Annotated in this window: 15 protein-coding genes; 9 read left to right on the top strand and 6 right to left on the bottom strand. The window is 66.9% G+C overall.

The features are described from left to right. Positions 1-47: 47 nt before the first annotated feature. Positions 48-860 (bottom strand): bifunctional DNA-formamidopyrimidine glycosylase/DNA-(apurinic or apyrimidinic site) lyase, encoded by an 813-nt coding sequence (mutM, locus tag P0Y43_RS25775; RefSeq protein WP_275640069.1) that lies wholly within the window; start codon positions 858-860, stop codon positions 48-50. A 3-nt stretch (positions 861-863) separates the two neighbouring features. Further along, complete coding sequence (locus P0Y43_RS25780) at positions 864-1,682, bottom strand: HDOD domain-containing protein (RefSeq protein ID WP_275640231.1); 819 nt, start codon at positions 1,680-1,682, stop codon at positions 864-866. 233 nt (positions 1,683-1,915) lie between these two features. Between P0Y43_RS25780 and P0Y43_RS25785 the strand changes: the two genes are divergently transcribed. After that, positions 1,916-3,112 (top strand): class I SAM-dependent rRNA methyltransferase, encoded by a 1,197-nt coding sequence (locus tag P0Y43_RS25785; RefSeq protein ID WP_275640070.1) that lies wholly within the window; start codon positions 1,916-1,918, stop codon positions 3,110-3,112. A gap of 40 nt (positions 3,113-3,152) precedes the next feature. On the opposite strand, the gene mgtE is transcribed toward P0Y43_RS25785, so the two are convergent. Beyond that, positions 3,153-4,208: a magnesium transporter gene (gene mgtE, locus P0Y43_RS25790; RefSeq protein ID WP_275640071.1), complete on the bottom strand. Its 1,056-nt coding sequence runs from the start codon at positions 4,206-4,208 to the stop codon at positions 3,153-3,155. 482 nt (positions 4,209-4,690) lie between these two features. Here mgtE and ilvD point away from each other — a divergent pair, with 482 nt between their 5' ends. Next, positions 4,691-6,532: a dihydroxy-acid dehydratase gene (gene ilvD / locus P0Y43_RS25795; RefSeq protein WP_275640072.1), complete on the top strand. Its 1,842-nt coding sequence runs from the start codon at positions 4,691-4,693 to the stop codon at positions 6,530-6,532. Between the two features lie 144 nt (positions 6,533-6,676). Here ilvD and P0Y43_RS25800 read toward each other — a convergent pair whose 3' ends face one another. Beyond that, positions 6,677-7,732, bottom strand: a complete 1,056-nt coding sequence (locus P0Y43_RS25800; RefSeq protein WP_430540290.1) for a haloacid dehalogenase-like hydrolase — start codon at positions 7,730-7,732, stop codon at positions 6,677-6,679. A gap of 245 nt (positions 7,733-7,977) precedes the next feature. Here P0Y43_RS25800 and P0Y43_RS25805 point away from each other — a divergent pair, with 245 nt between their 5' ends. Beyond that, a complete protein-coding gene (locus P0Y43_RS25805) occupies positions 7,978-9,369 on the top strand; it encodes an L-cystine transporter (RefSeq protein WP_275640074.1) in 1,392 nt (463 codons plus the stop codon). 36 nt (positions 9,370-9,405) lie between these two features. Here P0Y43_RS25805 and P0Y43_RS25810 read toward each other — a convergent pair whose 3' ends face one another. Then, complete coding sequence (locus P0Y43_RS25810) at positions 9,406-9,924, bottom strand: dihydrofolate reductase (RefSeq protein WP_275640075.1); 519 nt, start codon at positions 9,922-9,924, stop codon at positions 9,406-9,408. A gap of 54 nt (positions 9,925-9,978) precedes the next feature. Between P0Y43_RS25810 and P0Y43_RS25815 the strand changes: the two genes are divergently transcribed. Both P0Y43_RS25815 and P0Y43_RS25820 read left to right on the top strand, forming a co-directional pair. Further along, on the top strand, positions 9,979-11,370 hold the full coding sequence (locus P0Y43_RS25815; protein WP_275640076.1) for a DUF2868 domain-containing protein: 1,392 nt from the start codon (positions 9,979-9,981) through the stop codon (positions 11,368-11,370). After that, positions 11,363-12,727, top strand: a complete 1,365-nt coding sequence (locus tag P0Y43_RS25820; RefSeq protein WP_275640077.1) for a GTPase/DUF3482 domain-containing protein — start codon at positions 11,363-11,365, stop codon at positions 12,725-12,727. The genes P0Y43_RS25815 and P0Y43_RS25820 overlap by 8 nt, the downstream gene beginning before the upstream one ends. Before the next feature lie 42 nt (positions 12,728-12,769). On the opposite strand, the gene lysM is transcribed toward P0Y43_RS25820, so the two are convergent. After that, positions 12,770-13,210 carry a peptidoglycan-binding protein LysM gene (gene lysM / locus P0Y43_RS25825; RefSeq protein ID WP_275640078.1) on the bottom strand — a complete coding sequence of 147 codons (441 nt, stop codon included), beginning with the start codon at positions 13,208-13,210 and terminating at the stop codon, positions 12,770-12,772. Between the two features lie 173 nt (positions 13,211-13,383). Between lysM and fdhD the strand changes: the two genes are divergently transcribed. The 4 genes from fdhD to P0Y43_RS25845 all read left to right on the top strand — a co-directional run bounded on the left by fdhD (position 13,384) and on the right by P0Y43_RS25845 (position 18,296). Continuing rightward, positions 13,384-14,211 (top strand): formate dehydrogenase accessory sulfurtransferase FdhD, encoded by an 828-nt coding sequence (gene fdhD / locus P0Y43_RS25830; RefSeq protein ID WP_275640079.1) that lies wholly within the window; start codon positions 13,384-13,386, stop codon positions 14,209-14,211. Between the two features lie 7 nt (positions 14,212-14,218). Then, positions 14,219-16,564 carry an FdhF/YdeP family oxidoreductase gene (locus tag P0Y43_RS25835; protein ID WP_275640080.1) on the top strand — a complete coding sequence of 782 codons (2,346 nt, stop codon included), beginning with the start codon at positions 14,219-14,221 and terminating at the stop codon, positions 16,562-16,564. A 225-nt stretch (positions 16,565-16,789) separates the two neighbouring features. After that, entirely contained in the window at positions 16,790-17,266 is a 477-nt protein-coding gene (locus P0Y43_RS25840; RefSeq protein WP_275640081.1) for a glycine zipper domain-containing protein, read from the top strand. Between the two features lie 217 nt (positions 17,267-17,483). Further along, the gene (locus P0Y43_RS25845; protein WP_275640082.1) at positions 17,484-18,296 is read left to right on the top strand and encodes a CheR family methyltransferase; all 813 of its coding nucleotides are present in this window, start codon (positions 17,484-17,486) and stop codon (positions 18,294-18,296) included. Positions 18,297-18,345: the final 49 nt, after the last annotated feature.

The following is an 18,345-nucleotide window of genomic DNA, read 5'->3' on the forward strand; positions in this document are numbered from 1 at the left end:
GGCTTTCGCCGGCCTCATCGCGGGGCAAGCCCGCTCAGGGGATGGGGTCAGCGCTGGCAACGCGGGCAATACACGCTCGCCCGCTGCCCCAGCTTCACCTCGCGCAGGGTCGTGCCGCATACCTTGCACAATTCTCCGCCACGCCCATAGGCGAACAGCTCCTGCTGGAAATACCCTGGCTGCCCGTCGCCGCCGATGAAGTCGCGCAACGTGGTGCCGCCGCGCTCGATCGCCGCCGCCAGCACCCGCTTGATCTCCCCCACCAGCTTCACATAGCGCGCCCGCGACACGCTGCCCGCCTCGCGGCGTGGGTCGATGCCCGCGGCGAACAGCGCCTCGGTGGCGTAGATGTTGCCCACCCCCACCACCACCGCGTTGTCCATGATGAACGGCTTGACCGCCATGGCCCGCCCGCGCGACAGCTGGAACAGGCGCTCGCCGTCGAACAGCTCGGTCAGCGGCTCCGGCCCCAGGCGCAGCAGCAGCTCGTGGTTCAGCGGGTCCTGGCTCCAGAGCATGGCGCCGAAACGCCGCGGGTCGGTGTAGCGCAGCATCAGCCCCGACTCCAGCTCGATGTCCACGTGCTCGTGCTTGGCCGCCGGCAACCCCAGCTCCACCAGGCGCAGGTTGCCGGACATGCCCAGGTGGCTGATCAGCGTGCCGACCTCGGCGTTGATCAGCAGGTACTTGGCGCGCCGCTCGACGGTGACGATGCGCTGCCCCGACAAACGCACGTCGAGGTCCTCGGGGATCGGCCAGCGCAGGCGCCGGTCACGCACCACCACGCGGCTGACGCGCTGGCCTTCGAGGTACGGCGCGATACCGCGTCGGGTGGTTTCGACTTCTGGCAATTCCGGCATGAATCAGTGCCCGCCCATCTCACGGATGTTCTGCTTGAGGGTCTCGAAGTCGTACTCCGACAACCCGATGTAGTCCAGCACCAGCGGCCCGACCACCTCCCACTCGTGGTCCACGGCCTGGTTGCCCAGCACCCGGTACGAGGCACAGATGTGCTCGGCCATCTTCAGCACCGCCAGCAGGTTCTTCAGTTGGGTCTGGGTGTTGCGCGAGGACTCGTCGCGGAATACCGCCAGGGCGTTGTGGTGGTTGGCGATGGCCGCGCTCAGGTGCTCCGGCAGTCGCCAGGACTTGGCGGTGAAGTAGCCGACCACCGAGTGGTTGGTGTTGAAGGCGCGGTTCTCGGTGTCGACCACGCGGACCTCGTCGCTGGCCGCGGCGTAGGCCTCCTCCAGCACCTCCATGTAGTTGGGGAAGCGCTTGAGCATCAGCGGCACGCCGCAGTCGTGGAACAGGCCCAGGGTGTAGGCTTCGTCCGCCGCTTGCAGGCCAGTGCGCTTGGCCAGGGTCAGGCAGGTCATGGCCACGTCCTGGGCGGTGTCCCAGAAACGGTTGAGGGTGACGATGGTTTCATCGGTCATCTCGCCCTTGATCGACTGGGCGTTGATCAGGTTGATGACCGAACGGCTGCCCAGCAGGTTCACCGCGCGCTGGATCGAGCCGATCTTGTTGGAAAGGCCAAAGTGCGGCGAGTTCACCAGCTTGAGCAGGGCGCCGGAGAGGCCGGGGTCTTGCGCGATCAGCTTGGCGATGGTTTCCAGATCAGGGTCGGGCATGTACTGCTCGAACTGCAGGTCGACCATGATCTGCGGCTGCGGCGGGATGGTGATGCCTTGCAAGGCTTGCTGGATCTGTTCGGCGGTAAGTTCCTGGGACATGGGCACATACTCGGGAATGAAGGGGAATTCTAACCCTGTACTCCGGCAGGGCACCAATCACTGGATCGTTCCCTGGGCGGTTTACTTTAGCCGCGATAGGGCCCGACACTTCATCCACCCCACCAGCGAACCCCGGTCCAACACGGTATACTCCCGCTCTTTTTTCCCGGAGCGACGTCATGTCCCTGCCCAGCCTTCGCCTCAAAGCCAACGCCGACCGCCGCCTGCGCGCCGGCCACCTGTGGGTCTACAGCAACGAAGTCGATGTCGTCGCGACCCCGCTGCAGGGCCTGCAAGCCGGCCAGCAGGCGATTCTCGAAGCGGCCAACGGCAAGCCGCTGGGCATCGTCGCGCTGAGCCCGAACAACCTGATCTGCGCGCGCCTGCTGTCGCGCGACGTCAAACTGGCGCTGGACAAGTCGCTGCTGGTGCACCGCCTGAACGTCGCCCTGTCGCTGCGCGAACGGCTGTTCGACAAGCCCTGCTACCGCCTGGTGTATGGCGACTCCGACCTGCTTCCTGGCCTGGTGGTCGACCGCTTCTTCGACATCCTCGTGGTGCAGTTGGCCTCGGCCACCATGGAGGCGCACAAGGACGACGTCATCGCCGCCCTGGTGCAGGTGCTCAAGCCCAGCGGGATCCTGTTCAAGAACGACTCCGCCGCACGCGACGCCGAGGGCCTGCAGCGTTACGTCGAGACCGTCTACGGCGAGGTGCCGGACTGGGTCGCCCTGGAAGAGAACGGCGTCAAGTTCGAAGCCCCGGTGCGCGACGGCCAGAAGACCGGCTGGTTCTACGACCACCGCATGAACCGCGCGCGCCTGGCGCCCTACGTCAAGGGCAAGCGCGTGCTCGACCTGTTCAGCTACATCGGCGGCTGGGGTGTGCAGGCCGGCGCGTTCGGCGCCAGCGAAGTGTTCTGCGTCGACGCCTCGGGCTTCGCCCTGGACGGCGTCGAGCGCAACGCCGCGCTCAATGGCATCGGCGACAAGCTGACCTGCATCGAAGGCGACGTGTTCGAGGCCCTGCGCGAGCTCAAGGCCGCCGAGGAGCGCTTCGACGTGATCGTTGCCGACCCGCCCGCGTTCATCAAGCGCAAGAAAGACCTGAAGAACGGCGAGGCCGCCTACCGCCGCCTCAACGAGCAGGCCATGCGCATGCTGACCAAGGACGGCATCCTGGTCAGCGCCTCGTGCTCGATGCACCTGCCCGAGGACGACCTGCACAACATCCTGCTGACCAGCGCCCGTCACCTGGACCGCAACCTGCAACTGCTCGAACGCGGCGGCCAAGGCCCGGACCACCCGGTGCACCCGGCGATCGCCGAGACCCGCTACATCAAGAGCATCACCTGCCGCTTGCTGCCCAACAGCTGATCGCTCCAGGGCTGCCGCGCGCGGCAGCCCTGGCCCTCGATCACATGTCCAGCACCCTCGACGCGATACCGAAGTAGATCAACACGCCCACCGCGTCGGCGATCGACGTGACCAGCGGCCCGCTCGCGGTCGCAGGGTCCAGCTTCAGCCGGCTGAGCATGAACGGCAGGCTCATGCCGATCAGGCTGCCAATCAGCACGATCACCAGCATGCTGCTGGCCACGATCCAGGCGATTTCAGGCCCACCACGCAATACGCCCAGAGAAGCCACCGCCACCGCCATGGTGCCGCCCAGCGCCAGCGCCACGCCGCACTCGCGCGACAACATGCGCAGCCAGTCCCGCAGCACCACCTCGCCGGTGGCCAGGCCGCGCACCATCAGGGTCGCCGACTGGGCGCCGGCATTGCCGCCGCTGTCCACCAGCAAGGGCAGGAAGAACACCAGCGCGATATGGGCGGCGATGGTGTCCTCGAACGCGGCGATCCCGGCCCCGGAGAACAGGTTGCCGAACACCAGCAACACCAGCCACAGCACGCGCTTGCGGTACATCAGGCCGACACTCGCGTCCTTCAGGTTGCCAATGTGGTTGGTGATCGATGCACCCTTGTGGAAGTCCTCGGTGGCCTCTTCGACCATCACGTCCAGCGCCTCGTCGCAGGTGACGATGCCCACCAGGCGGCCCACCTCGTCGAGCACCGGCACCGCCAGCAGGTCGTGCTCGCGGATCAGGCGGGCGACTTCTTCCTGACGGGTCGCGGTGGTCACGCAGAGGACCTTGCGCACCATGATGGCTTCGATCGGCTGGTCAGGCGCCGCCAGGATCAGTTCACGCAGCGATAGGGTGCCGAGCAGGTTGCGCTCGGCATCCAGCACGTAGGACTGATAGATGGTTTCGGCGTCCGCCGCCTCGCGCCGCAGCATGTCGATGGCCTGGCGGGCGCTCAGGCCGCTGTCGAGGCTGGAGTATTGGCTGATCATCAGCGCGCCGGCGCTGCCTTCCTCGTACAGGCCGGGCTGCAGGAAGCGATCACGCTGGGCCTGGGCTGCCTGGCGCAGGTCGAGGGGGGTGGCGAGGGTGTCGGTGGGGTATTGCATGGGAGGTTCTCCAGGCGCCGAGGCAGGCGCCCGCAGAGCCCAGCCACACGGGCTCAAGCCTCCGGATGCCCTGGCGACGGCGCGCTCAGTGCCAGATTGCAGGTTCGCGATGAACTGAAACTGGGTAGGTCCATTGAGGTATTGGCTCGTGATGCCGCACATGCGGCGCAGGGATGATAGGTGCAGTGACCGCGCTAGAACACCGCCGGCCAGGTGTTTCGGAGATGTCCTACAGGGCAATGTTCACATGACGAAAACCACCGTCCAGACACATCGTCATTCCCTCGCCGCGCCAGCGGTGTAGAATCGGCCTATTCATCGCCAGACATCCCCCGGCGGGTTTATGAGCTCTGGCCAAGCACGTGGCGATCCCGCGCTGTCTTCGGCCCCATCCGTGCCAGCGGCAACCGACCTAGGGCACAAAGGACAAGAGAAGCTCACTTCCCTACTACGTGACCTGATATAGCCGCCAGGAGTGCTTCATGCCTGATTACCGTTCCAAGACCTCCACCCAGGGCCGCAACATGGCGGGTGCCCGTGCCCTCTGGCGCGCCACCGGGATGAAGGACGAAGACTTCAAGAAACCGATCATCGCCATCGCCAACTCGTTCACCCAGTTCGTCCCGGGCCACGTGCACCTGAAGGACCTGGGCCAACTGGTCGCCCGCGAGATCGAGCGCGCCGGTGGCGTGGCCAAGGAATTCAACACCATCGCGGTCGATGACGGCATCGCCATGGGCCACGACGGCATGCTGTACTCGCTGCCGAGCCGCGAGATCATCGCCGACGCCGTGGAGTACATGGTCAACGCCCACTGCGCCGACGCCATCGTGTGCATCTCCAACTGCGACAAGATCACCCCCGGCATGCTGATGGCCGCCCTGCGCCTGAACATCCCGGTGATCTTCGTTTCCGGCGGCCCGATGGAAGCCGGCAAGACCAAGCTGGCCAGCCACGGCCTGGACCTGGTCGACGCGATGGTCATCGCCGCCGACTCCAGCGCCTCCGACGAGAAGGTCGCCGAGTACGAGCGCAGCGCCTGCCCGACCTGCGGCTCGTGCTCCGGCATGTTCACCGCGAACTCGATGAACTGCCTGACCGAAGCCCTGGGCCTGGCCCTGCCGGGCAACGGTTCGACCCTGGCCACCCACGCCGACCGCGAGCAGCTGTTCCTCACCGCCGGCCGCACCATCGTCGAGCTGTGCAAGCGCTACTACCACGACAACGATGCCTCGGTGCTGCCGCGCAATATCGCCAACTTCAAGGCGTTCGAGAACGCCATGACGCTGGACATCGCCATGGGCGGCTCGACCAACACCATCCTGCACCTGCTGGCCGCGGCCCAGGAAGCCGAGGTGGACTTCGACCTGCGCGACATCGACCGTCTGTCGCGCAAGGTGCCGCAGCTGTGCAAGGTGGCGCCGAACATCCAGAAGTACCACATGGAGGACGTGCACCGCGCCGGCGGCATCATCAGCATCCTCGGCGAGCTGGCCCGCGGCGGCCTGCTGCACACCGACCTGCCGACCGTGCACAGCCCCAGCCTGGAAGAAGCCATCGCCAAGTGGGACATCACCCAGACCGATGACGAAGCCGTGCACACCTTCTTCAAGGCTGGCCCGGCAGGCATCCCGACCCAAGTGGCGTTCAGCCAGGCGACCCGCTGGGACACCCTGGACGACGACCGCGCCGAAGGCTGCATCCGCAGCGTCGAGCACGCCTACTCGCAGGAAGGCGGCCTGGCCGTGCTGTACGGCAACATCGCGCTGGACGGCTGCGTGGTGAAGACCGCCGGTGTCGACGAGTCGATCCATGTCTTCGAGGGCACCGCGAAGATCTTCGAAAGCCAGGACAGCGCCGTGCGCGGCATCCTCGCCGACGAGGTGAAGGCCGGTGACATCGTCATCATCCGCTACGAAGGCCCGAAAGGCGGCCCGGGCATGCAGGAAATGCTGTACCCGACCTCGTACCTGAAGTCCAAGGGCCTGGGCAAGGCCTGCGCCCTGCTCACCGACGGTCGCTTCTCCGGCGGCACCTCGGGCCTGTCGATCGGCCACGCCTCGCCGGAAGCGGCAGCGGGCGGCGCCATCGGCCTGGTGCAGGACGGCGACAAGGTGCTGATCGACATCCCGAACCGCTCGATCAACCTGTTGGTCAGCGACGAGGAACTGGCGGCGCGCCGTGTGGAGCAGGACAAGAAAGGCTGGAAACCGGTTGAAGCGCGTCCACGCAAAGTGACCACCGCGCTGAAAGCGTATGCCCTGCTGGCGACCAGTGCCGACAAGGGCGCGGTGCGTAACAAGGCGATGCTCGACGGGCTGTGAGGCCTGGTTGGGAAATGAAGAACCGGCGCTTTTTGCGCCGGTTTTTTTATGCCTGTTGCGGCCCTATCGCGCGGCAAGCCCGCGCCTACAGCGGCAGTGGTGACCTTGTAGGAGCGGGCCGGGCCCGCACAGCCAGTCCATCGCTTATTGAATCTGCTCCGGCGTCACGATCACCCAGTTCTTGTCCGCCGTCACCGGCAGCCCTTCGCGGGCCTGGGCCTCGGCATTGTGCTTGATCATTCCGTTCAACTGGTCCATGTACTTGGCCTTGCGGTTGATCCACAGGTGGATGCCGCCCTTGCCCACGTCCACGCCATGGAACTGCATGTAGCCATCACTGGTGGGGGTGTCGCCACCGACCAGCACCGGTTTCTTCCACTGGTCGATGTAGGTGAGGATGGCCGCCTGCTTGCCGGCCATCCAGGTCGCCGGGGTCCACAGGTAGGGCGTCAGCTCCAACCCCTCATTGGCTTTCGGGTCGTAGTGCCCGTCGGTCACCTGCTTGCGCGCGGTGGTCAGTTGGCCACTCTGGCGATCCTTGAGCAGCAGGCTCACGCCGATCACGTTCTCGGGCTTGACGTTGTAGCCGTACTTGGGGTCGGAGGCGACCATGCGCACCAGCTCCTCGGAGGCGGCGGAGATCACGTACACCTCGATGCCGTTCTCCATCAGCTTGTTGTACAGCTCGGCCTGCCCGGTGAAGACCTTCGGCGGCTGCACCTCGATGCGCTTGACCTGGTCACCTTCGTAATAGGTGCTGGGCACCGGCTTGCCGGAGGCCATCAACTCGTCCACCTGCACCTTCAGCTCCTTGAGGGTGAAGCCGGAAAACACTTGCGCCACCCAGGGGTAGCAGACCATGTCGTCTATTTCGCACAGGCGGTAGTAATAGCTGAACAGGCTCTCCTTGTGCTCGGCGGTGTCCTTGAACGGGATCAGCTTCAGCGACGGGTCGAGCTTGTCGCGGCTGAGCAGGCCCTTGTTCTCCATGAACGGCAGCAGCGACTCTTCGAGGTCGTAGCGGTAGCTGGTGTTGTCCATGTCGAAGACCGCGTAGTTACCCTTGTTGGCGTTCGCGGCAATCATCGCGTCAAGCTGCTTTGCAGCCTCCGCTGGCCAGTGCTTGAGTTCGGTGGCGGCCCAGGTGCTGGCGCTCAACAACAAGGCCAGCCCGCCGACCAGGGCTTTCGGAACGGACATCATGTGTGGTTCTCCCGAGAAGTGGTCGGTTAACGCTAGTCAAAGACTGTGACACGCCGTCATCCGAGAGCGACCTTGAAACACCCTACAACGTCGCGTTCATTGCCAAGCGCGACGCCGCCATATTCCATAAACGACTATCTAAATTCCCTTTAGGTATAAATTCGTTTGTTTTCAGACTGTTAGCATTTCCGTTCGCAATCGCTCAGCAGAAGCGATGCCCCTACTGTTTTCCTGGAGCTTCAATGAACCTGCCGCTTTCCCTCAACCTGCTGGCGTTCCTGGCCCTGCTGCTGGGCCTGGCGCAAACCGGCCGCACCGACTGGAGCCTGGCCAAGAAGGTCCTGCTGGGCCTGGTGCTGGGCGTGCTGTTCGGCCTTGTGCTGCACACGATCTATGGCGCCGGCCACCCGGTGCTCAAGGCCACCATCGCCTGGCTCGACCTGGTCGGCAACGGCTATGTCGGGTTGTTGCAGATGATCGTCATGCCGCTGATCTTCGCCTCGATCCTCAGCGCCGTGGCGCGCCTGCACAACGCCTCATCGCTGGGGCGGATCAGCGTGCTGAGCATTGGCACGCTGCTGCTGACCACCGCCATCGCCGCGCTGATCGGCATCGTCCTGACCAACCTGTTCGGCCTCAGTGCCGAAGGGCTGGTGGCCGGCGCCCAGGAGACCGCACGCCTGGCGACCATCAACAGCGACTACGCCGGCAAGGTCGCCGACCTCAACGTGCCGCAGTTGCTGCTGTCGTTCATCCCCAGCAACCCGGTGGGCGACCTGGCGCGGGCCAAGCCGACTTCGATCATCAGCGTGGTGATCTTCGCCGTGTTCCTGGGCCTGGCCGCGCTGCAGTTGATCAAGGATGACCAGGACAAAGGCCAGCGCGCGCTGTCGGCCATCGACACCCTGCAGGCCTGGGTGATGCGCCTGGTGCGCCTGGTGATGAAGCTCACCCCCTACGGCGTGCTGGCGCTGATGAGCAAGGTGGTGGCCAACTCCAACCTCGACGACATCCTCAAGCTGGGCAGCTTCGTGGTGGTGTCGTACCTCGGCCTGGGCCTGATGTTCGTGGTGCACGGGATCATCCTGGCGTTCACGGGTGTCAGCCCCCTGCGCTTTTTCCGCAAGGTCTGGCCGGTGCTGACCTTCGCCTTCACCAGCCGCTCCAGCGCCGCCAGCATTCCGCTGAACATCGAGGCGCAGACCCGGCGCCTGGGCGTGCCTCAGTCGATCGCCAGCTTCAGCGCCTCGTTCGGCGCGACCATCGGCCAGAACGGCTGCGCCGGGCTGTACCCGGCGATGCTGGCGGTGATGGTGGCCCCGGCGGTGGGCATCGACACCTTCGACCCGCTGTGGATCGCCACCCTGGTGGCCATCGTCACCCTGAGCTCGGCGGGTGTCGCCGGGGTCGGCGGTGGCGCGACCTTCGCTGCGCTGATCGTGCTGCCAGCCATGGGCTTGCCGGTGGAACTGGTGGCGCTGCTGATTTCGGTGGAGCCGTTGATCGACATGGGCCGCACGGCGCTGAACGTGAACGGGTCGATGACCGCCGGGGTGGTGACCAGCCAGTTGCTCAAGCAGACCGACCAGCAGGTGCTGGCCGACGATGAGCATGCGCAATTGAGCCATTCCTGAGGAATGGTTGGGGCCGCGCGGCGGCCCCAAGCAAGGTCAGGCCTTGTTCCAGACCTCGAAGTGGTAGGCAGGGCCTTCACCCTCGGGTGCTTGTGGCGCGCTCGAGGCCAACTGCCACTCGGCCTGGTCGAAGGCGGGGAACCACGCATCGCCCTTCGGCAACAACTCGACGCGGGTCAGGTACATGCGGCTGACCAACCCCTTCTCCAGCGCCTGCCCATACAACTGCGCGCCGCCGATCAGCATCAGCTCGTCGACGCCCTGCTCGCGCGCCCATTGTTCGGCGCGCACCAAGGCCTCTTCCAACGAAGCGAACACCTCGGCGCCGGCCAGCTCCAGCCCCGGCTGGCGGCTGACCACCAGGTTCAGCCGGCCCGGCAGCGGACGGCCGAGCGAGTCCCAGGTCTTGCGGCCCATGATGATCGGCTTGCCCAGGGTGGTGGCCTTGAAGTACTTGAAATCCCCCGGCAGGTGCCAGGGCATGGAGTTGTCGATGCCGATGACGCGGTTCTCGGCGAGGGCCGCGATCAGGCTGAGGGGGAGTGATGTCTTCATGCCGGCGAGGATAGCACCGGGCACGTGGGTTATGCTTCTGCCCTGACCCGTGCAATGGAATCGCTTGTGACTGCACCGACCGAACTGGACAAGCGCTGGCTCACCGAAGCGGTGCGCCTGCGTGAAGAACACGCCGGCCCCCTGGAGGACCAGGAAGCCAACCGCCGCGCCCGCCAGCAGGGTGGCGACTTGGCGGCGCGCCTGCAAAGCCGCGCCCTGTGGCTGGCCGAACGCGATGGCATGACGCAGGCCCTGCGCCACTGGAAGCAAGGCGCGCGCCTGGCGCTGCTGGCCCTGGCGATCGTCGCCGCGCTCAGCGGCGCCGGCCTGGGCCTGGCCGCCCTCGGCGATGGCCAGCGCCCGGTCAACGTGTTCTGGGCCCTGGGCAGTCTGCTGGGGCTGAACCTCTTGCTGCTGCTCGGCTGGGCGGTGGGCCTCTGCCTCGCCGGCGAACAGGGCGCGGCGCTGGGCCGTGTGTGGCTGTGGCTGAGCGAACGCCTGGCGCGCGACGCCCAGGCCGCGCACCTCGCACCCGCGCTGCTGGTGCTGCTGCAACGCCAGCGCCTGAGCCGCTGGTTGCTCGGCCTGCTGGTGCATGGCCTGTGGCTGCTGGCGATGCTCGCGGCGCTGGGCATGCTGCTGGCGCTGCTGGCCGCGCGGCGCTACGGCTTCGTCTGGGAAACCACCCTGCTCGCCGCCGCCCCCTTCATCACCCTGACCAACACCCTGGGCGCCCTGCCCTCGCTGCTCGGCTTCGCCGTGCCGGACGAAGCGATGATCCGCGCCAGCGGCGCTACCCTGCCGGTGCTCGACGGTGCACGTCAGGCCTGGGCCAGTTGGCTGCTCGGCGTGGTGCTGGTGTACGGCCTGCTGCCACGCCTGCTGCTCGCCGCCCTGTGTCTGTGGCGCTGGCACCAGGGCCGCGCGCGCCTGGCGCTGGATGTGAGCCTGCCCGGCTATGCCCAACTGCGCGACACCTTGATGCCGCGCAGCGAACGCCTCGGCGTGCAGGACGCCGCGCCGGACGCCCTGCCGCGCTTCCAGGCCGGGCAGTTGGAAAGCGGCAGCAGCGGCGCCCTGCTGGTCGGCCTGGAACTGGACGACCAGCGCCCCTGGCCCCCGGCCCTGCCGAAGGCCGTCACCCATGCCGGCGTGCTCGACAGCCGCGAGTCGCGCAACAAGCTGCTCGAACAACTCGGCCGCTTTCCCCCGGCGCGCCTGGCCATCGCCTGCGACCCACGCCGCTCACCGGACCGTGGCAGCCTGGCGCTGCTCGCCGAGCTGGCGCGCAATGCCGGCGCCACGCGTGTCTGGCTGCTCCAGGGCCTGCCCGGCCAGGCGTTGGACGCCGCACGCCTGGGCGACTGGCACGATGCCCTCGACCGCCTCGGCCTGACCCACGCCGACACCTCGCCCCTGACCTGGCTGGAGCACGGTCATGACTGAGCCACTGAAACTGGCCGTGGTTGGCCACACCAACGTCGGCAAGACCTCGCTGCTGCGCACCCTGACCCGTGACGTCGGCTTCGGCGAAGTCTCCCACCGCCCCAGCACCACCCGCCACGTGGAGGGCGCGCGGCTGTCGGTGGACGGCCAGCCGCTGCTGGAGCTCTACGACACCCCGGGCCTTGAAGACGCCATCGCCCTGCTCGACTACCTGGAACGCCTGGAGCGCCCTGGCGAGCGCCTCGACGGCCCGGCGCGGCTGGAGCGCTTCCTCCAGGGCAGCGAGGCGCGCCAGCGCTTCGAGCAGGAAGCCAAGGTGCTGCGTCAACTGCTGGCGAGCAATGCCGGACTCTACGTGATCGACGCCCGCGAGCCGGTGCTGGCCAAGTACCGCGACGAGCTGGAGGTGCTGGCCGGTTGCGGCAAGCCGCTGCTGCCGGTGCTGAACTTCGTCGCCAGCCACCAGCACCGCGAGCCGGAGTGGCGCGAGGCCCTGGCACGCCTGGGCCTGCACGCGCTGGTGCGGTTCGACAGCGTGGCCCCGCCGGAGGACGGCGAACGCCGCCTTTACGAAAGCCTGGCCCTGCTGCTGGAGGACGCACGCCCAGCCTTGCAACGGTTGATCGACGACCAGCAGGCCCAGCGCCTGGCCCGCCAGCACAGCGGCAAGCGCCTGATCGCCGAGTTGCTGCTCGACTGCGCCGCCTGCCGGCGCAGTGTCGAGGCCGAGCCTGCCGCCGAAGCCCGCGCCATCGAGGCCCTGCGCCAGGACGTGCGCCAGTGCGAGCAGCGCTGCGTCGAGGCGCTGCTCAAGCTCTACGCCTTCCGCCGCGAGGACGCCAAGGCCGGCGACCTGCCGCTGCTCGATGGCCGCTGGGGCGACGACCTGTTCAACCCCGAAACCTTGAAGCTGCTGGGTGTGCGCCTGGGCAGCGGTGTGGCGGCGGGGGCGGCGGCAGGGGCGGGGGTCGACCTGCTGGTCGGCGGCCTGACCCTCGGCGCCGCCGCCCTGGCCGGGGCGATCGCCGGTGGCGCATTGCAGACCGCGCGCAACTATGGCGCGCGGCTGATGGGCAAGCTCAAGGGCCAGCGCGAGCTGACCGTGGACGACAACGTGCTGCGCCTGCTTGCGTTGCGCCAGCAGCAGCTGATGGTGGCGCTGGACGGTCGCGGCCACGCGGCGCAAGACAGCATTCGCCTGGGCGAGCCGGAGGAAAAGGCTTGGCGCGAAGGCAAGCTGCCGGAGGCGCTGGGCAAGGCGCGGGCGCATCCGCAGTGGTCGACGCTCAACCCCGGGGCGCAGGTGAACCAAGCGCAGCGCCAGGAGCAATTGGACGCGCTGTTGACGCAGCTGTAGCCCCTCTCGCGGGGCAAGCCCGCGATGGCGCCACTGCCTGCGTCAATCAGGAATCCGCAACACTTGCCCTGGGTAGATCTTGTCCGGGTGCTTGAGCATCGGCTTGTTGGCCTGGAAGATCTTGTCGTATTGGTTCGCATCGCCATACGCGGCCTTGGCGATGGCACTGAGGGTATCCCCCGACTTCACGGTGACGAACCGCGCCGCCTGGGCCACCGGCCCGGTCACGGTGATCTGGTCGTCGACCGACGCCACCCCGGCGATGTTGCCGGCGGCGAGGATGATCTTCTCCTTCTCTTCCTGGCTGGCCACCTCGCCCTTCAGGATGACCTTGTCGCCTTCCACCGTGGCGCTGATGTTCGGATTGCCCAGGCCGACAACCTCCACATGCTTCTTCAACTGCTCCTCGGCGTTGGCGTTGCCGGGGGTCAGCAGGTCGATCAACTTCTCGCCGGCTTCCTTCACGAAACTGAACAGGCTCATGACGTGCTCCTTGTTGATGTGTCCTCGGAACCCACGAGTCTAGGCCAGGATTACCCTCCCCGCCCCGGCCGCCCATCGATGCGCTCTATCACGGCATAGACCCTAGCGATTAGACGCCGCAGCCCCGCGAGCCTAGGCTTGTGCAGGTAAAAAGCCGCCGGAATTGCGCCTCGATGAACAGCAAGCCACCGGTCTGCGCGGCGCCCACTTCCCTGGCGCTGCCTGACGCCAGCAACACCTACGAGTACGTCCAGCTCACCGACCAGGCGAGCGACAGCACGCCCCTGGCCGAAGAAGTGGCCCTGGCCATCGTCTACAACGGCCTGAACCAGGCGGTGATGCTGGTCAGCCCCACCGACCTGGAAGACTTCGCGGTGGGCTTCAGCGTCGGCAGTGGCATCGTCGCCAGCCTCGCTGAAATCTACGACGTGAAGCTCTCCGGCAGCGGTTCGGCGCTGTACGCCGACCTGCAGATCTCCAGCCGCGCCTTCTGGAACCTCAAGGACCAGCGCCGCCAGCTGGCCGGCACCAGTGGCTGCGGCCTGTGCGGCGTGGAGGCCCTGGAGCAGGCCCTGCCGGAACTGAGCGTGTTGCCGGGCGCGCCCTTGCCGCCGGCGCACTGGCTGAATGACCTGCGCCAGCGCATCGATGCGTTCCAGCCCCTTGGCCAGCACTGTGGCGCGGTGCATGCAGCACTGTTCATGGACCGCCACGGCGAGCTGCTGCTGGGCCGCGAAGACATCGGCCGGCACAACGCCCTGGACAAGCTGATCGGCGCCCTGCTGCGCCGCGCCATCGACACCGACGGCGGCCTGGCCATCGTCACCAGCCGTTGCAGCCTGGAACTGATCCAGAAGGTGCTGCGCGCCGGCATCCAGACCCTGGTCAGCCTGTCCGCGCCCACCGGCCTTGCCCTGCAATGGGCGCGCAAGCACAACCTCAACCTCATCCACTTGCCCAAGCACAGCGCACCTCGGGTGTTCAGCCCTGCGTCGGAGTAGCACAGCCGTGACCTCGTTCGAAAAACTTCCCGACAACGCCCCCGCCTCCACACCCCGCTACAAGCCCTACCCCGGCCCTGCCGGCGGCTGGGGCGCGCTGCGCAGCGTGGCGAAAGCCTGGGTCGGCAGCGACAACGCGCTGAAGAACATCCGCGCCCTGCTCAAGACCAACCAGAACGGCGGCTTCGACTGCCCCGGCTGCGCCTGGGGCGACTCGCCGGAAAGCGGCATGGTCAAGTTCTGCGAGAACGGCGCCAAGGCGGTCAACTGGGAAGCCACCAAGCGCCGCGTCGACGCCGCCTTCTTCGCCCGCTACAGCGTCAGTGCGCTGCTCGAGCAGAGCGACTACTGGCTCGAGTACCAGGGGCGGCTGACCGAACCGATGGTCTACGACCCGGCCAGCGACCGCTACAAGCCGATCGACTGGGAGGCCGCCTTCGCCTTGATCGCCCAGCACCTGAACGCGCTGGAGTCGCCCGACCAGGCCGAGTTCTATACCTCCGGCCGGGCCAGCAACGAGGCGGCGTTCCTCTACCAGCTGTTCGTGCGCGCCTATGGCACCAACAACTTCCCCGACTGCTCGAACATGTGCCACGAGGCCAGTGGCGTGGCCCTGGGCCAGAGCGTCGGCGTGGGCAAGGGCACGGTCACCTACGATGACTTCGAGCACGCCGACGCGATCTTCGTCTGGGGCCAGAACCCTGGCACCAACCACCCACGCATGCTCGACCCGCTGCGCGACGCAGTGAAGCGCGGCGCCCAGGTGGTGTGCGTCAACCCGCTCAAGGAGCGTGGCCTGGAGCGCTTCCAGCACCCGCAGAACCCGCTGGAGATGCTCACCAACACCGACCGCCCGACCAACACCGCGTTCTTCCGCCCGGCCCTGGGCGGCGACATGGCACTGCTGCGCGGCATGGCCAAGTTCCTCCTGCAATGGGAGCGCGAGGCCCAGGCCAAGGGCGAGCCGGCGGTGTTCGACCACGTGTTCATCGCCGAGCACGGCCATGGCGTCGATGAGTACCTGGCCGTGGTCGATGCCACGCCATGGGAGCGGATCCTCGAACAGTCCGGCCTGCAGATGGCCGATATCGAGCTGGCCGCGCGCATGTACTGCCGTGGCAAGCGGGTGATCATGTGCTGGGCGATGGGCATCACCCAGCACCGCCATTCGGTGCCGACCATCCAGGAAATCGTCAACCTGATGCTGCTGCGCGGCAACGTCGGCGTGCCCGGTGCAGGCCTGTGCCCGGTGCGCGGTCACAGCAACGTGCAAGGCGACCGCACCATGGGCATCAACGAGCGCCCACCGGCGTTCCTGCTCGATGCCATCGAAAAGCGCTTCGGCTTCCCGGTGCCGCGCCACAACGGCCACAACACCGTCGAGGCGATCCACGCCATGCTCGAAGGCCGCGCCAAGGTGTTCATCGGCCTGGGCGGCAACTTCGCCCAGGCGACCCCGGACACCGAGCGCACCGCCCAGGCCCTGCGCAACTGCGCGCTGACCGTGCACATCAGCACCAAGCTCAACCGCAGCCACCTGATCCACGGCCAGCAGGCGTTGATTCTGCCGTGCCTGGGTCGCACCGACATCGACCTGCAGGCCGACGGCCCGCAGGCGGTGACGGTGGAAGACTCGTTCAGCATGGTCCACGCCTCCAACGGCCAGTTGCGCCCACTGTCCAAGCAGATGCGCTCGGAGCCTGCAGTGGTCGCCGGCATTGCCGCCGCTACGCTGGGCGCGCAACCGGTGGACTGGCACTGGGTGGTGGCCGACTACGACCGCATTCGCGACCTGATCGCCGACACCATCCCGGGCTTCACCGACTTCAACCAGCGCCTGAACCTGCCGGGTGGCTTCTACCTGGGCAACAGCGCCGGCAGCCGTCAGTGGAAGACCACCAGCGGCCGCGCCAACTTCAAGCCCAACCTGCTGCCCGACAGCCTGCTGGACGAGCGCGTGCGCGCCAGCGGCCAACTGCCGGACCTGATCCTGCAATCGATGCGCTCGCACGACCAGTACAACACCACCATCTACGGCCTGGACGACCGCTACCGCGGTGTACGCGGCCAGCGCGAGGTGCTGTTCGTCAACGAGGCCGACATCATTCGCCTGGGCTTCCAACCGGGGCAGAAGGTCGACATCGTCTCGCTGTGGGGCGATGAGCACGAGCGTCGGGTGCACGGTTTCACCCTGCTGGCGTTCGACATTCCGGCGGGGCAGGCGGCGGCCTATTACCCCGAGGTGAACCCGCTGGTGCCGCTGGAGAGCATCGGCCACGGCAGCCACACGCCAACCTCGAAGTTCATTGCGATCAAGCTGGAAGCGGCGCGGGGGGATGGGCGGATCATCTGACATCGGCCACCCCGCGATGGGGCCCGCCACAACGAAAAAGCCCCGGCCAAACGGCCGGGGCTTTTCTGTCTCAAGTAGCCTAAGACCTACAAAAATAGGAAAAGTTTCACAACAAAATCAGCAACTTAGCAAATTGTGTACAACTCGTGCCAATCGTCGGATTTCCATTGCCAGCCGCCTCGCCGAGCCTCAAATTCGCGTCGTCTTCCCTCTGAGGCTCTCTTGATGAAGAAGTACTCCTCGATTCTGTTGTTGTCTTTCGGCCTGCTCAGCGGCGTTGCCATGGCAGGCGGCACCACCGAGGCCGGCATTGGCGGCGCATTGGGTGGGGTACTCGGCTCGGTGGTCGGCCAGTCCATCGGCGGTAGCACCGGCTCGGCGATCGGCGCGGGCCTGGGCGGCGCCGCAGGCAGCGCGGTCGGTGCCGACAAGCGCCAGCGTGGCGAAGCCGCCATCGGTGGCGCCTTGGGTGCGGCCGGCGGCAACGTGATCGGTCGCCAGGTCGGCGGTACCACCGGTAGCTACATCGGCGCCGCCGCTGGCGGTGGCGCAGGTGGTGCGCTGGGCAACTACATGGGCAACAAGGCCGACGATGACGAACGCCGTGAACGCCGCTACAACCGTGGCTACGACGACCGCCGCCACTGGGACCGTGGCAATCATTACGGCCACCGCAAGCACAAGCGCCACTGGCGCCACTGATCGGCCCACACGGCTTACGTCGCACACCTAAGGCCCCGCCCGACCCGGCGGGGCCTTTTGCATGCCGGCAAAGCCTGAGGATTAGGGGTGGCCCCGATATGGAGGCAAGTTGCCACTAGTTATCATCCCCTATATCCACAATCACACGCGGGACGCAGGGAATGCGCACGATCATCGTCGATCCAACAGGACGGCCCGGGCACCTGAAGGCTGCCGGATGACCGCTGCCGTACGCCCTCCTCTGCTCAACGACGCCAACTTCCAGCGCCTGCGCGACAGGGTCGTCCATGCCACCGGCGTGCACCTGGCGCACGACCGCCGCACGCTGATCGCCAGCCGCCTGCACAAACGCCTGCGCGCCCTGCGCCTGGCGGACTTCGATAGCTACCTCGACCTGCTCGACAGCGACCCGCTCCATAACGAACAACAACACCTGCTAGGCCTGCTGATCGCCCACGACTCCTATTTCTTCCGGGAACACCGTCACTTCGAATTCCTCGCCCGCTGGCTGCCTGGCCTGGGCCACCCTCCGCGCCTGTGGAGCGCCGCCTGCGCCAGCGGTGAAGAAGCCTGGAGCCTGGCCATGGTCTGCGCCGAACACGCCCCATACGCGGGCTGGGAGGTGCTGGCCAGCGATTGCAACGGGGCACTGTTGCAGCAGGCCAACGTCGGCGTCTACGACATCGCACAGGCGCGTTACTTCCCCGACGGTTGGCTCGGCCGCCACTGCCTGTGCGGTGTCGACGACATGGCCGGCCGTCTGCGCATCGCCCCGGCGCTGCGCGAACAGGTACGCTTCGAGACGATCAACCTGATCCACCCATTGCCCACGGCACTGGGCGCGTTCGATGTCATCGTCCTGCGCAACCTGCTCGCCAGCTTCACCGAGCGACACCGGGCCGATGTGCTGCGGCGCGTGGTCCTGCACTTGCGCCCGGGGGGCGTGCTGGTGATCGGCCACAGCGAAAGCATCCACGGGCTGGACCTGCCGCTGCGCCCACTACTGCCGTCGGTATTCGAACGCCTATGATGAACAGCACTGCCGCACTGACCGGCAGACAAGGACTGATCGCGCGCCC

Source organism: Pseudomonas entomophila, from assembly GCF_029193575.1.
Lineage (GTDB): Bacteria > Pseudomonadota > Gammaproteobacteria > Pseudomonadales > Pseudomonadaceae > Aquipseudomonas > Aquipseudomonas entomophila_G.